The organism is Pseudoalteromonas sp. MB41 (assembly GCF_020966275.1).
Taxonomy (GTDB): domain Bacteria; phylum Pseudomonadota; class Gammaproteobacteria; order Enterobacterales; family Alteromonadaceae; genus Pseudoalteromonas; species Pseudoalteromonas lipolytica.
The window spans coordinates 15,745-29,440 of record NZ_JAJJZF010000007.1 but is presented as its reverse complement, the minus strand read 5'-3'; the positions used below and the strand labels follow the sequence as shown (position 1 = coordinate 29,440).

Genomic DNA, 13,696 nt, shown 5'->3' with positions numbered 1-13,696 from the left:
CACCTCTATTCGACTAATAAAAAAGCGCCCATTGGGCGCTTTTTGCTTAGCTATTTAAACTAAGATCAGCAAAATTATTTTAAGTTATTCACTAACCAGTAAAGGTCTGAATGAACTCCCGCAGCAGTCACTTCTTTTCCTGCACCAGGGCCTTGAATGACGAGCGCGTTGTCTGTGTACCACTGCGAATTAATCACAAAAATATTATCACCCGGCTTTAAGCTGGCTAATACATCATCGTGTACAACATTCACTAAGCCAACGGCTGCTTTCGCTTTACCATCAACGAGCGTAATTGCACCGGTGTAGCGAACAACTTTATTTTCGGCCTGTGCAATGGCAGCCTTTTCTTCGATGAATGCATCAAGCAAATGCCTGTTCGCAAGGAAGTCTTGCCAACTTCCTGTTGCCAGTTCTTCAGGCATCAATGGCGTTAATGCAATGTCGTCAAGCTCTAAATCTAACCCTAAATCGCGGGCTAAAATAAGTAACTTGCGCTGCATATCTCGGCCAGATAAATCTTCACGCGGGTCAGGTTCGGTGTAGCCCATTTGCTGCGCTTGTAGCACAAGTTCAGAAAACGGAACGTTACCATCATAGCAACTGCACAACCACGACAGCGTCCCCGAAAAAACCCCTTCTATACGATGAATGCTATCACCACTATTTTGTAAGTCTGCCAACGCAAAGTTAATTGGTAAGCCCGCCCCTACGCTGGTGTTATAACGCCACAACAAATTACGCTCAGCTAAATTAGAGCGCAATGTTTGATACCAATCATTTGCCGCTGTGCCTGCATATTTATTGGCACTAATTAAATGGCAATTAAGCTCAACGAGTGCTGGGTATAATTGGCTAAACGCTTCACTGGCAGTGATATCAATCACCACTTTATGTTCATAATCAAGTTCGCTAATACGTGTTAGCAGTGTTTCTTTATCGTAGTGTTGGGCTTCACTTTGCCACTGCGCTTGCCACGTTTCTGTGTTCAAGCCACTGGCACTAAATAGCATTTGCTTTGAGCGTAATAATGCCACGACTTTAATCTGATAATGAGCTGATAACCTAACAAACTGAGCCTGTAACTGTGATAGAAAGACTTCACCAACATTACCCAGCCCCGCCACGATAATAGCCAGTTCTTGACCCTTGTTGACCAATTTATCATGCAACAGGGTCAGCACATCGCTGTCTATAGCTTGATCGTTTAGCAGCAGCACATACTGTTGATCTTGTTGTACAAAGCGTGGATGAATACTTTGCTCTTTAAGGAGCGAAATTGCTTGTTCAGCTAACTGGCTCACATCGCTACTTGGTGCCACAACCGCGCAGCCGCTTAAATTAGATTCAACAATATTAGCCCGCCCAGCAAGGTGACTCACCACTTGATGAGTACTGTGCCCTGGTACCAGCAAATAGGTATCACCTTCTTTCACAAAATGATGCAAACTGTGCTGAATTAGCTGACTCAGCTCCCCCACTTCACCTGTGCTTAGCGTATCAACACGCAGTAAATCGATATTATCTAAGGTCGTAATAAAACGCTTCGCCTTGCTATACCCTTCTTTTACAACCTCAGTTGGACTGGCATCACAATCAAAGCTACTTCTTACAACAAGTTTAATGTCGCTGTCTTTAAGCGGTGATAAGGTTTTTGCATGTAAAACAGGGTTACCTAAGCGAGCCAATAAATTAGCTTGCTCTCGGCACACTTTTGCGTATTTAACGGCGTTTTTCACCTTACGAGGGTCTGTACTGAATACACCTTGGGTATCAGTCCAAATAGACACTTGCTTGGCAAAGGTATAGCTTGCTAACAAGGTCGCACTGTAGTCACTGCCATTACGACCCAGTGTTACCGTCTTACCCTGACAATCTGCAGCGATAAAGCCTGTCACCACATTGATCTTTGCTTTACTGATCGCATCGGTGCATTGCTGTTGATTCTTTTGATGCAATAGTTGGCCATCATTTAATGTAAATAACTGCCGTGCATCCACATCCTGTGCTGCCACACCCAGCTGATTTAGATAGCCCGCTAATAAACGCGCAGACCATACTTCTCCATGTGCTAGCAACACGGCTTCTTGTAGTTGCTGTTTTGCAATAAGTGTATTTAATAGCGCCAGCTCATCTTTTAATTGTGCCAATGCCTGCTGCTTGTTTTTTGCTACTAACAGCTGCTCTATTAAGGCGCGCTGATTATTATCAATCAGCAATAAAATATCACTAACCGCTTGGCTATCTTGCTGTTGATAACTTTGCCAAAGTTTTACCAAGGTGTCGGTTGTTTTGCCCGATGCAGACACCACCACACAATCACCTTGCTGCGTATTTGCTAAAACAATATTTGCCACAGCATGATAACGCTCCGCAGAGCTTAAGCTTGAGCCACCAAATTTATGAACAATATTTACCATTTTTCTACCACAATGCCGTATGTGCTGGCGTTAACTTAAAAGTGCTGCTTTGTTGCGTATTGGCTTGCGTGTGCGTTTGCGTCGCGTTGCTCTGAGTGGCTTGCTGCCCCTGACCTGGTTTAACTAAATTGAAAACACGGTCTAAATCGGCAATTAAATCTTTTACATCCTCAATGCCAACAGAGATACGAATTAACGTATCACCCACCCCTGCTTCTAAGCGTGCTTTTGCCTCCATTCCAGCATGAGTCATGGTCGCAGGGTGGCAAATTAAACTCTCAACGCCCCCCAATGATTCGGCTAAGCTAAACTCTTTAAGGCCTGTTAGAAAAGCCGCAGCGTCATTAATGTCGCCTTTAATATCAAAACTCACCATGCCACCAAAACCGCGTTGCTGTGCTTTAGCGAGCGCATGCTGAGGATGAGAAGCGAGACCGGGATAATATACTTGGCTCACAAACGGTGAATCTTCTAAATATTCTGCAATTGCAAACGCATTCTCTTGGTGCTGTTTTAAACGCACATTTAAAGTGCGTAAACCACGCAGAGTAAGATAACTATCAAACGGTGCACCCGTAATACCAATATTATTTGCCCACCAAGCCAGTTCATCACCCAACTCTTGCGTTGCTGCAATAACAGCACCGCCAACCACATCAGAGTGACCGTTAATGTATTTAGTCGTTGAATGCACGACTATATCAACACCAAACTCAATCGGGTTTTGCAAGGCCGGCGATAAAAACGTGTTATCAGCCGCAACAAGTGCACCGGATTGTTTAGCAATGGCGGTAATCGCTTTAATATCTGTTAGGCGTAAAATGGGGTTACTGGGTGTTTCAATCCAGATCAGTTTAGGTTTTATCGCTAAGATTTCTTGGTGATTTTCAGCTTTTGTTAAATCAAGCACTTTTAGTTTCAGTAAACCGCGCTTCTCTAATGAGGTAAATAAACGATAGCTACCGCCGTAACAGTCATGTGGAATAACCAAGGTATCGTCGCTATTCAAAAGCTGTGTCGTTAAGTGAACAGCCGCCATGCCTGTCGCAGTAATAATGCCTTTAGCTCCGCCCTCTAGTTCAGCGAGTGTTTCGGCTAAAATATCACGGTTAGGGTTACCACTGCGGCCATAGTCATATTGGCGCTTAGTATCAAAATCAGCGAACGAATAGGTGGTTGATAAGTAAATTGGTGGAACGACTGCACCGTGGTGTTTATCGGCTTCAATGCCATGACGAACAGCAATCGTCGCTTTATTTTTTTCACTCATTTCATCACCTACTTAGAATTGGATGTTTAGACGTCTAAAAGGTTAGATGATCAAATATGAGAAGTCAAAGCATTTATCGCCATTACATAGAAGTTTATACATTTACACGACTAGATGGCTAAATAACTAGTATTTGACTATCTTTTTTAAAGCGATAGAATTTCCGCATCTTGCGCTGTGGATAAGGCGTAAACAACTGACAACCGAGGCAACGAAACAACTTATGGCTAAATGGAACGGTGAATACATTCACCCATATGCAGAACACGGTAAAAAATCAGAGCAAGTAAAAAAAATTACCGTATCAATTCCGCTGAACGTATTAAAAGTATTAACTGATGAGCGCACGCGTCGTCAGATTAATAATCTTCGTCATGCTACTAACAGTGAGCTACTGTGCGAAGCCTTTTTACACGCTTTTACAGGTCAACCATTACCGAATGATGACGACCTTCGTAAAGATAACCCTGAAAAAGTACCTGAAGAAGTAAAAAGAATTATGCAAGAAATGGGGTTAGATATCCCCGTACTTGATTCAGAGTAAATATTTCGGCCATCGGATCGTAGCCGATTTCTCAGACATAAAAAAACTCAGCCTTGGCTGAGTTTTTTATTTGCAGTTAGTTATACCTACCCGCTTAATCAAACGAATAGGTACCTAATTATTTAACGCATGTAGTTTTCTGGCATGTCAATTTGCGCCACACCAGACTCAACAGCTGCTTCTGCAACAGCACGTGCAATACGTGGTAATAAGCGTGGGTCCATTGGTTTTGGAATAATGTACTCAGCACCAAACTCAAGTGAATCAACACCCGACGCCTTAAGCACTTCGTTAGGCACAGGCTCTTTCGCAATACTACGAATAGCATGCACCGCTGCGATTTTCATTTCATCATTGATTGATGTCGCACGCACATCAAGCGCACCGCGGAAAATGAATGGGAAACACAATACATTATTAACCTGATTAGGGTAATCAGAACGCCCTGTTGCCATAATTAAATCATTACGTGCACCGTGTGCAACAGCTGGCGCGATTTCTGGATCAGGGTTTGAACATGCAAAAACCACAGGCTTATCTGCCATCAGTTTTAAATCTTCAGCGGTTAATAAGTTAGGGCCAGATACACCAACAAATACATCAGCATCGGCTATCACATCTTGCAAAGTGCGCTTATCGGTATTGTTCGCAAATAGCAATTTATACTCGTTTAAGTCATCACGACGTGTATGGATCACGCCTTTGCGGTCAAGCATATAAATGTGCTCACGCAATGCACCACATTTAATAAGTAGTTCCATACATGCAACCGCTGCTGCACCGGCACCTAAACACACGATAATCGCGTCTTCGATATCTTTACCCTGTACTTCAAGCGCATTTAGCATGCCTGCTGCTGTTACGATTGCAGTACCATGTTGGTCATCGTGGAAAACAGGGATGCTACAACGCTCAATAAGCGCTTTTTCAATTTCGAAACACTCTGGCGCTTTAATATCTTCTAGGTTGATACCACCAAACGTATCGGCAATATTTGCAACAGTATTAATGAAGTCTTCTGTCGTGCGGTGTTTTACTTCGATATCTATCGAGTCTAAACCTGCAAAGCGTTTAAATAAAAGTGCTTTACCTTCCATCACAGGTTTTGATGCAAGCGGACCTAAATTGCCTAAGCCTAAAATTGCGGTACCGTTTGAAATAACCGCAACCATATTACCTTTGCCGGTGTATTTATAGGCATTTGCTGGATCGGCTGCTATCTCACGGACGGGCTCTGCGACACCTGGACTATATGCTAGAGCGAGATCATTAACCGTTTCTGCTGGTTTAGTTAGTTCTACACTAATTTTACCTGGAACGGGGTGAGCGTGGTAATGTAATGCTTGTTCACGAAAATCTGACATAACGCGATAGTATCCTGCAATAAGTTAAAAAGTGAGAGGGCTTGCATCTGTACGATACCTGTAATATATAAAAATTCCAAGTATTATCAGGTCTATCCTGTTATATGCTATATCGCTTAATTTTAAAGGATTTCCCAACAATTTCTGCACATAGTTTTAATTCACAACAGATAAAAATTCATCTATTTGTGGCCATTTAAGCACCTGTTTTTGTATTTTATAGGCACGAACACAGCAAATAACCGAAACTTAGCAAAATGAGCAACTTTAACGAACTTAACAGCATTTATAGGTGAAGTTCATATAAATTGTTACTTTTTACAACTTTTGGAATCATTTATATCATTCAAAATATAGCGAAGGGATCACTATTTGTCTGCATTATTAGCGATATATTGGGCATAACAAGCAGAAATAGTTATGCACATAAAGCGTGTAGGCATGGGATATAAAAAAGAATGGTTCTGAATTTCAGGCATAAAAAAAGCACCCAAAGGGTGCTTCTTTCAACTAAACAGCAGATATTACTTCTTGCTGCTAAGTGCACCGAAGCGCTTGTTGAAACGATCAACACGGCCGCCAGTGTCTAAAATCTTTTGCTTACCAGTGTAAAACGGGTGACACTCAGAACATACGTCTAAGTGGATGTCTTTACATAAAGTAGAGCTAGTTTCGAATTTGTTACCACATGAACAAGTTGCAGTGATAGCTTCGTACTTAGGGTGAATACCTTCTTTCATAGGAACCTCTAGTTAAGGCCGCATCGCTCTCCAAACCCGAAGTCTGGCACCATACGTCGTTAATACAATTAATAGGTCGCGTATTTTATAGCTCAAGCAGCCTCTCGACAAGCTTTAAATTCATCTTTAGCTAAAAAAATAAACAAGTCATCAAACGTTCAGTATTTGTTGGTAGGTTTTTAGCACTAATTTTAGTACATTAGCAGCACACGCTATTTTTTCTATTCTTAATTCAGTTGAGTTGTTATGCACTTTGTAGAAGTTGCCATAAAAGTCCCTTTACAGCGTACCTTCGATTATAAAGTTGAGCAGCTGCTACATAGCCCTGAGCTGCGAGTAGGCATGCGTGTGCGTGTGCCTTTTGGCTCTCAAAAAAAGATAGCTGTCGTACTGGCAGTCAAAACCAGTACCGATGTACCCGAAGATAAAATTAAAGCCATTATTGATGTTATAGACGATGCCCCTATTTTATCTGAGCAACACTTAGCACTGCTAAAATTTACTGCTCGCTATTACTGCTACCCACTTGGTGAAACAATTCATACAGCGCTTCCAGCGGCACTGCGCCAAGGTGAATGCCCAGACAAAACCAGTATAAATATGGTTGAACTGACCGACAAAGGTGCAAAATTACCTTCACTCAAAGCAAAAACACAGCTTAATTTGCTGAAGCAGCTAGCGCAGTCAGGCAAGTCATCCTTAACCGAATTAAAAGCACTCGGCTTTAATAAAAAAACCATTGATAGCTTGCTCGAAAAAGAACTCATTAAACAGTTTATCGAACATGATAACCAATGGCAGCAACGCGCCCCAACAATTGGCAGTAAACCAACTCTAAACAAAGAACAAGCCGTTGCATGCACAACGATTAATCAAGCCAGTGGGTTCACCTGTTTTTTACTTGAAGGCGTTACCGGCAGTGGTAAAACAGAAGTGTATTTACAATGCCTTGAAGAGGTTCTAAAAAAAGGCCAGCAAGCACTGGTGTTAGTGCCCGAAATTGGCCTAACACCACAAACCGTTAATCGTTTTCGCCGTCGCTTTCCCGATACCCCTATTATGCTTTGGCATTCAGCATTAACCGACAACGAGCGCTTGCAAACATGGCGTTTCTGCGAAAAAGGCAGCTGTGCCATTGTTATCGGCACTCGTTCGAGTATTTTCTTACCTTTTTTATCACTTGGTATGATCATTGTTGATGAAGAGCACGACAGCTCGTTTAAGCAACAAGATACGCTGCGTTATCATGCTCGCGATTTAGCAGCCTACAGAGCTTATCAACAGCAAATACCCTTGATACTAGGTAGCGCAACTCCCGCTCTCGAAACCTTACATAAAGCAATAAATAACAAGTACCAACTATTGAGCTTAACGGAGCGTGCGCAAACCAGCACTGATAACCAATTTCACTTAATGGATATGAAAGGCCAACCCGAACAAGCCGGTATTGCCCATGCAAGTTTGACCTATATGCGTCAACATCTTGAGCGCGGCAAGCAAGTCATGGTGTTTTTAAATCGACGCGGCTTTTCTCCCACACTCATATGTCATGAGTGTGGCTGGTTAAGTGAGTGCTCACGTTGCAGTACCAGTGCCACATTCCACAAAGCAATTGGACAAATGATCTGCCATCATTGCTCCGAGCAGCATGCGGTGCCCCATCAATGCCCCGACTGTGGCAGCACACAGATTTTTCCTAATGGTAAAGGCACGGAACAAATTGAAGAGTTTTTAGCAGAAACTTTCCCTGATATACCCATTAGCCGCATTGACCGAGATTCAACTCGTCGTAAAGGCAGCTTAGAAAAAGCCCTCGACGACATAAATCAAGGGGGGGCGCGTATTTTGGTGGGCACGCAAATGCTTGCGAAAGGCCATCATTTTGCCGATGTCAGTTTAGTGCTTATTTTAGATGTTGATAGTGGTTTGTACTCGTGTGATTTTCGCGCTACAGAACATTTAGCACAGCTTGTCACTCAGGTTGCAGGCCGTGCAGGACGCAGTGGTGAACCAGGACAAGTACTGTTACAAACTCACTTTCCTGAGCACCCACTATTGCAAGATTTAGTGAATAATGGCTATCAAGATTTTGCGCGCTATGCCCTTGCAGAACGAGAAGATGCTCAGCTCCCCCCCATAACAAACATGGCAATTGTGCGTGCCGAAGGACATAACATAAATCAAGTCATGGATTTTTTAACTGATTTGGTTCCTGTCCAGAACATATCTGGTATACAATTGCTCGGACCGATCCCTGCGCCATTGGAGCGTGTCGCAGGTAAATATCGGTTTCAGTTACATATTCAAGCGCTGGAGCGCTCCCACTTACACCAATATTTAGCGCAAATGGTTGACTATATAAGCACCAGTAAATTAGCGCAAAAGGTGCGTTGGAGCTTAGACGTTGATCCAATAGATATGATTTAAAGGCCAATAAAAAAGTCATGGCACAACACGATTACATAAATAAAAAACCATCAAATCGAAATAATAAAAAACAAGCCCCGGCAAAAAAGCCGTTCCCTATTGTTCTTGTCTTTGTCGCCCTTATTTTGCTGGGTGGGTTTGGGTATGGTTTATGGTATATCAAACATAATGCCGATCCTGAACTTGTTGAGCAGCAAGCTAATCCAACAAAATCAGAAGAAGAAAAGGTTATTCCAAAACCGAAACCACCCGAGTTTATTAAAGAAATAAAAGAACACGAAATTCAGGTTGAAGTAAAAGAGATTGAGCAAAAAGGCCCTTATGTAATGCAATGCGGCTCTTTTAGAACGCTTGAACAAGCTCAAACCTTAAAAGCGAAGATTGCATTTGCAGGCTTAGTGTCTGAAGTTAAACGCGTAGAAGGCAGTAATGGCATTTGGTATAAAGTACGTTTAGGCCCTTACGAAACCAAACGTCTGGCAGAAAGCGACAAAAACAAACTCAAGCGCATTAAAATAATGGGCTGTGGAATTTGGCTTTGGACTTGATTTTAGCTCATTCACCCATATAAACACCTCATCAATCGCTTTTTACGAGCGGCTTCGCCGCTCGATGATGAGGAATAATCATGACTACTATTGTAAGTGTTCGCCGCGACGACAAGGTCGTTATTGGTGGCGATGGCCAGGTTTCACTTGGTAACACCGTAATGAAGGGCAACGCCCGCAAAGTTCGACGTCTTTATAATGGCAAAGTAATCGCTGGTTTTGCTGGCGGTACTGCTGATGCCTTCACCCTTTTCGAACGCTTTGAAAGCAAACTAGAAATGCACCAAGGTAACCTCACCAAGGCCGCAGTAGAAATGGCCAAAGATTGGCGAAGTGACCGTGCACTCAGAAAGCTTGAAGCGCTACTGGCCGTTGCTGACGAAACCGCTTCGTTGATCATCACCGGTAATGGTGACGTAGTACAACCAGAGAACGACCTTATCGCCATTGGCAGTGGTGGTAACTTCGCACAATCTGCTGCGACAGCCCTGCTTGAAAATACCGACCTAAGTGCCCGTGAAATTGTAGAGAAAAGCCTAACAATTGCAGGCAACATCTGTGTATTCACGAATAATTTCCAAACTATTGAAGAATTGTAATAGGAACTGCCATGTCTGAGATGACTCCAAGAGAAATCGTTCACGAGCTTGATCAACACATTATTGGCCAAGCAAAAGCTAAAAAAGCAGTTTCAATCGCACTGCGTAATCGCTGGCGTCGTATGCAGCTTAGCGACGAATTACGCGCTGAGGTTACGCCAAAAAATATCTTAATGATTGGCCCTACCGGTGTCGGTAAAACCGAAATTGCACGTCGCCTTGCTAAACTAGCTAATGCGCCTTTCATTAAAGTCGAAGCAACAAAATTCACTGAAGTGGGTTATGTTGGTAAAGAAGTTGAGACGATCATTCGTGATCTAGTTGATATCTCAATCAAAATGACCCGTGAACAACAAACCAAAAAATTCAAGCACCGAGCTGAAGAAGCGGCAGAAGAGCGTATTCTCGACGCCCTACTACCACCAGCACGTGATACGTTTGGTGAATCACGTTCAGATGAAAACTCTTCGACACGTCAGTCGTTCCGTAAAAAATTACGTGAAGGCCAATTAGACGATAAAGAAATCGATATTGATGTTGCACAAGCCCAGCCTAACGTTGAGATCATGGCTCCGCCTGGTATGGAAGAAATGACCAACCAGTTACAAAGCATGTTCCAAAACATGGGCGGTGATAAGCGCAGTAAGCGCAAGCTGAAAATCAAAGAAGCTTTCAAGCTATTAGTTGAAGAAGAAGCCGCTAAACTTGTTAACCCTGAAGAGTTAAAAGAGCAAGCTATCTTTGCTGTAGAGCAAAACGGCATCGTATTTATCGACGAAATCGATAAAATCTGTAAGCGTGGCGAAGCGTCAGGCCCAGATGTAAGCCGCGAAGGTGTTCAACGCGATTTACTGCCATTAATCGAAGGCTCAACAGTGAGCACTAAACACGGTATGGTTAAGACTGACCACATGTTATTTATTGCATCTGGTGCATTCCAAATGGCAAAACCGTCAGACATGATCCCAGAGCTACAAGGTCGTTTACCGATTCGTGTAGAGCTAGAAGCGTTAACCGCCGACGACTTTAAACGTATCCTTACAGAGCCACATGCATCGCTTACAGAGCAGCAACGCGAACTGTTGAAAACAGAGCAGGTTAACGTTGATTTCACTGACGACGCTATTGAGCGTATTGCTAAAGCCGCATGGCAAGTAAACGAAAAAACCGAAAACATCGGTGCACGTCGCTTACACACTGTGATGGAAAAGCTAATGGAAGAAATTTCATTCGATGCTTCTGAAAAAGCGGGTTCAACGCTCACAATTGATGCTAATTACGTCGAGCAGCACCTAGGCGCATTGGTTGAAGACGAAGATTTAAGTCGCTTTATTCTTTAATCACTAAATTATCGTTATAATTAAAAGCCTCCTGTTGGAGGCTTTTTTGTTAGCTTAAAAATCAATGATAGGGTTTACTATGAAAGAAGTGACGAAAGTGCATTATCACAGCGTAAGCAAAGTACTAGACGTTTACTTTGACGATGAGTCGAGTGCTTGCTTTAGTGCAGAGTTCTTACGTGTTCACTCACCCTCAGCCGAAGTACAAGGCCATGGTAATGAGCCCATGAAGCTGGTACTAAATAAGCACCATGTAAGCATTAGCAAAATTGAGCCAGTTGGTCATTATGCGCTTCGTTTAGTGTTTAGCGATAATCACAACAGCGGCTTATACAGCTGGCATTATTTAGCCGATTTACAGGCCAATAAAAACTCACTTTGGCAACAATACCAAACCCGTGTCCATGAGCACGAAGCGAATAAAGACAGCGTCCCAATAAAGTTTGTGCCTTAGTTTTATTAGCGCCACCTAAAACAAAAAAGCGCGACAAAATTGCGCGCTTTTAAATTTTTCTGTTACTGAATCCCTACACTTTAAACTTATCAATTGCTTGATACAGCACGCGAGCCTGCTCAGAGACTTCCTCGCTGGTTTGTGCATTAGTGACTGCATGCCCAGAAGCTTGTTGAGCAATATCTCGAATACGTACCACGTTTTTGTTAACCTCAGAAGCCACCTGACTTTGCTCGTCAATCGCCGTCGCAATGTGCGTACTCATATCCATAATCGTTTGCACGTCTTCAGTGATAGAGCGTAGTAACTCACCTGCTTTCGTTGCCTGAGCGGCACTTTCGCCACCTTGATTACGGCACTGCTGCATAATACTGACAACTTCTCGGGTACGCCCTTGCAAGGTCGTAATAATGCTTTCAATTTCTTGAGTTGAGTCTTGTGTACGTTGTGCAAGCGAGCGAACTTCGTCAGCAACCACAGCAAAACCGCGTCCCTGTTCACCGGCCCTCGCCGCTTCGATTGCAGCATTCAGTGCGAGTAAATTCGTTTGTTCAGCAATGCCACGGATCACATCAAGCACCGAGCCAATCGTTTCGGCATCTTTTTCTAATTGCGACACAACACTCGAAGCATTTCCAAGCGATTCAGATAAATGATTAATCTGTACGACCGTTGACTCAACTTCTGAGCGACCTTGTTGGGCACTTAAATTGGTTGACTCTGCTTTTTTAGCCGCTGCTTCGGTATTATGCGAAATGTCTTGAATGGTTGCCTGCATTTCAGTTGCAGCAGTTGCAACCATATCGGCTTCATGCAGTTGCTCTTGCATACCCGAACTGGTTGCTGATGTGGTTTCTGATAAATGTTCAGTCGCGATATTAAGCGTACTCAGTGCCGTGTTAACTTCGTAAATCAGCTTTTTAAAATCACCAATTAAGCTGTTAAAATCAACCGTCATAATCGTCACTTCGTCTTTGCCCGACTGCTCAATCGAAATACTTAAATCGTTACTACGACGAATCTCATTAATTGTATGGTATACACGCTCAATAGGCTGAATAATTGAACGGCTGGTAAAGTAAACCAAAATCATCACAACAGCACTTGCAATAATAAACACTATTAAAGCAATTAACTGTGCTTGCGACGCGCTTGATTCAACAAATGTTTTTGTCTCATCGGTCAGTTCAGAAACAATGGCATCACTCTTCTCAACGCTTTGTTTCATTTTACCCAAGGCACCCGAATCTAAGTCTAGACCGAGTAAGACTTGTGCATCGACGAGTGCTTTAAATTTAGTTTGATAGGTTGTTAAAAGAGCCAGTAATTGACTTTCGTAGTTACCATCAAGCTCAGCTACTTTAATGGCGGACTCAAAATCAGCGACTAATTCATCAAACTTGGTCAGATATTTTGTGTCAAATCGCAGCATAAAATCTTTTTCGGCGCGGCGTAACTGCAACATGTAAGTGAGTAAACGGTAATCTTCGCGCTCACTTAATAGTGTTTCGACTTGATGCACAGCATTACGCAAATCACCATAAAGCGCATCTTTTGGGTGTAAACCTATTTGTTTTTGTAACTCTACAACGCTGTTAAAATCATCGTAGTACACTTTAGCTAGACGTCTAAACTCGCCTAACTTATCTGTGTTCATCGATAAATCGTTTAGCAATTCATCTAATCGCGCCATTTTTGTTTTAAGTTGTGTGTACTCATTTTCAAATAAGCTAAGGCTGTTTACATCTTTGTAAAACAGAAAGTTTTTCTCATGCTTACGCATAGAAAGCTCATGAATATCAAGCTCCTCCGCGTTTTGAATTGTCTCATTGAGTTTTAGCATCGTGCGAGACTCAAAGATAATGACACATAGCATCACAATCATTGCAAGACCAACAACTAACGCGTTTAATTGTAAACGACGTTTTATAGTTAAGTTTTGTAATACATTCATTCAGAGCGCCCTATAGATACATGCATATAAGAGTAT

Annotated in this window: 11 protein-coding genes; 6 read left to right on the top strand and 5 right to left on the bottom strand. The window is 42.6% G+C overall.

Annotated elements, in window-relative coordinates:
* Window positions 1-74: 74 nt before the first annotated feature.
* Both metL and metB read right to left on the bottom strand, forming a co-directional pair.
* Window positions 75-2,420: a bifunctional aspartate kinase/homoserine dehydrogenase II gene (gene metL, locus LPA49_RS09230; RefSeq protein ID WP_180311146.1), complete on the bottom strand. Its 2,346-nt coding sequence runs from the start codon at window positions 2,418-2,420 to the stop codon at window positions 75-77.
* A 4-nt stretch (window positions 2,421-2,424) separates the two neighbouring features.
* Window positions 2,425-3,690, bottom strand: coding sequence for a cystathionine gamma-synthase (gene metB / locus LPA49_RS09225; RefSeq protein ID WP_180311147.1), 1,266 nt, complete (start codon window positions 3,688-3,690; stop codon window positions 2,425-2,427).
* A 223-nt stretch (window positions 3,691-3,913) separates the two neighbouring features.
* On the opposite strand from metB, the gene metJ reads away from it, so the two are divergent.
* Complete coding sequence (gene metJ / locus LPA49_RS09220; protein ID WP_036973203.1) at window positions 3,914-4,234, top strand: met regulon transcriptional regulator MetJ; 321 nt, start codon at window positions 3,914-3,916, stop codon at window positions 4,232-4,234.
* Window positions 4,235-4,356: 122 nt separating this feature from the next.
* Here metJ and LPA49_RS09215 read toward each other — a convergent pair whose 3' ends face one another.
* Window positions 4,357-5,598 (bottom strand): malic enzyme-like NAD(P)-binding protein, encoded by a 1,242-nt coding sequence (locus LPA49_RS09215; RefSeq protein WP_065978294.1) that lies wholly within the window; start codon window positions 5,596-5,598, stop codon window positions 4,357-4,359.
* Window positions 5,599-6,122: 524 nt separating this feature from the next.
* A complete protein-coding gene (gene rpmE / locus LPA49_RS09210; RefSeq protein ID WP_036973208.1) occupies window positions 6,123-6,338 on the bottom strand; it encodes a 50S ribosomal protein L31 in 216 nt (71 codons plus the stop codon).
* 246 nt (window positions 6,339-6,584) lie between these two features.
* Between rpmE and priA the strand changes: the two genes are divergently transcribed.
* The 5 genes from priA (at window position 6,585) to LPA49_RS09185 (ending at window position 11,706) form a co-directional block, all read left to right on the top strand.
* The gene (gene priA / locus LPA49_RS09205; RefSeq protein ID WP_180311148.1) at window positions 6,585-8,765 is read left to right on the top strand and encodes a primosomal protein N'; all 2,181 of its coding nucleotides are present in this window, start codon (window positions 6,585-6,587) and stop codon (window positions 8,763-8,765) included.
* Window positions 8,766-8,782: 17 nt separating this feature from the next.
* Window positions 8,783-9,313, top strand: coding sequence for an SPOR domain-containing protein (locus LPA49_RS09200; RefSeq protein WP_065978292.1), 531 nt, complete (start codon window positions 8,783-8,785; stop codon window positions 9,311-9,313).
* A gap of 80 nt (window positions 9,314-9,393) precedes the next feature.
* The gene (hslV, locus tag LPA49_RS09195) at window positions 9,394-9,912 is read left to right on the top strand and encodes an ATP-dependent protease subunit HslV (protein WP_008115012.1); all 519 of its coding nucleotides are present in this window, start codon (window positions 9,394-9,396) and stop codon (window positions 9,910-9,912) included.
* A gap of 11 nt (window positions 9,913-9,923) precedes the next feature.
* Window positions 9,924-11,252 (top strand): HslU--HslV peptidase ATPase subunit, encoded by a 1,329-nt coding sequence (hslU, locus tag LPA49_RS09190; RefSeq protein ID WP_065978291.1) that lies wholly within the window; start codon window positions 9,924-9,926, stop codon window positions 11,250-11,252.
* A gap of 79 nt (window positions 11,253-11,331) precedes the next feature.
* Complete coding sequence (locus LPA49_RS09185) at window positions 11,332-11,706, top strand: gamma-butyrobetaine hydroxylase-like domain-containing protein (protein ID WP_180311149.1); 375 nt, start codon at window positions 11,332-11,334, stop codon at window positions 11,704-11,706.
* A gap of 73 nt (window positions 11,707-11,779) precedes the next feature.
* Here LPA49_RS09185 and LPA49_RS09180 read toward each other — a convergent pair whose 3' ends face one another.
* Window positions 11,780-13,660: a methyl-accepting chemotaxis protein gene (locus LPA49_RS09180; RefSeq protein WP_180311150.1), complete on the bottom strand. Its 1,881-nt coding sequence runs from the start codon at window positions 13,658-13,660 to the stop codon at window positions 11,780-11,782.
* Window positions 13,661-13,696 lie beyond the last annotated feature (36 nt).

What these genes read in the sequence shown, in the direction of transcription:
- metL (WP_180311146.1), bottom strand. Translation starts at nt 2,420, where the DNA reads ATGGTAAATATTGTTCATAAATTTGGTGGCTCAAGCTTAAGCTCTGCG.
- metB (WP_180311147.1), bottom strand. Translation starts at nt 3,690, where the DNA reads ATGAGTGAAAAAAATAAAGCGACGATTGCTGTTCGTCATGGCATTGAA.
- metJ (WP_036973203.1), top strand. Translation starts at nt 3,914, where the DNA reads ATGGCTAAATGGAACGGTGAATACATTCACCCATATGCAGAACACGGT.
- LPA49_RS09215 (WP_065978294.1), bottom strand. Translation starts at nt 5,598, where the DNA reads ATGTCAGATTTTCGTGAACAAGCATTACATTACCACGCTCACCCCGTT.
- rpmE (WP_036973208.1), bottom strand. Translation starts at nt 6,338, where the DNA reads ATGAAAGAAGGTATTCACCCTAAGTACGAAGCTATCACTGCAACTTGT.
- priA (WP_180311148.1), top strand. Translation starts at nt 6,585, where the DNA reads ATGCACTTTGTAGAAGTTGCCATAAAAGTCCCTTTACAGCGTACCTTC.
- LPA49_RS09200 (WP_065978292.1), top strand. Translation starts at nt 8,783, where the DNA reads ATGGCACAACACGATTACATAAATAAAAAACCATCAAATCGAAATAAT.
- hslV (WP_008115012.1), top strand. Translation starts at nt 9,394, where the DNA reads ATGACTACTATTGTAAGTGTTCGCCGCGACGACAAGGTCGTTATTGGT.
- hslU (WP_065978291.1), top strand. Translation starts at nt 9,924, where the DNA reads ATGTCTGAGATGACTCCAAGAGAAATCGTTCACGAGCTTGATCAACAC.
- LPA49_RS09185 (WP_180311149.1), top strand. Translation starts at nt 11,332, where the DNA reads ATGAAAGAAGTGACGAAAGTGCATTATCACAGCGTAAGCAAAGTACTA.
- LPA49_RS09180 (WP_180311150.1), bottom strand. Translation starts at nt 13,660, where the DNA reads ATGAATGTATTACAAAACTTAACTATAAAACGTCGTTTACAATTAAAC.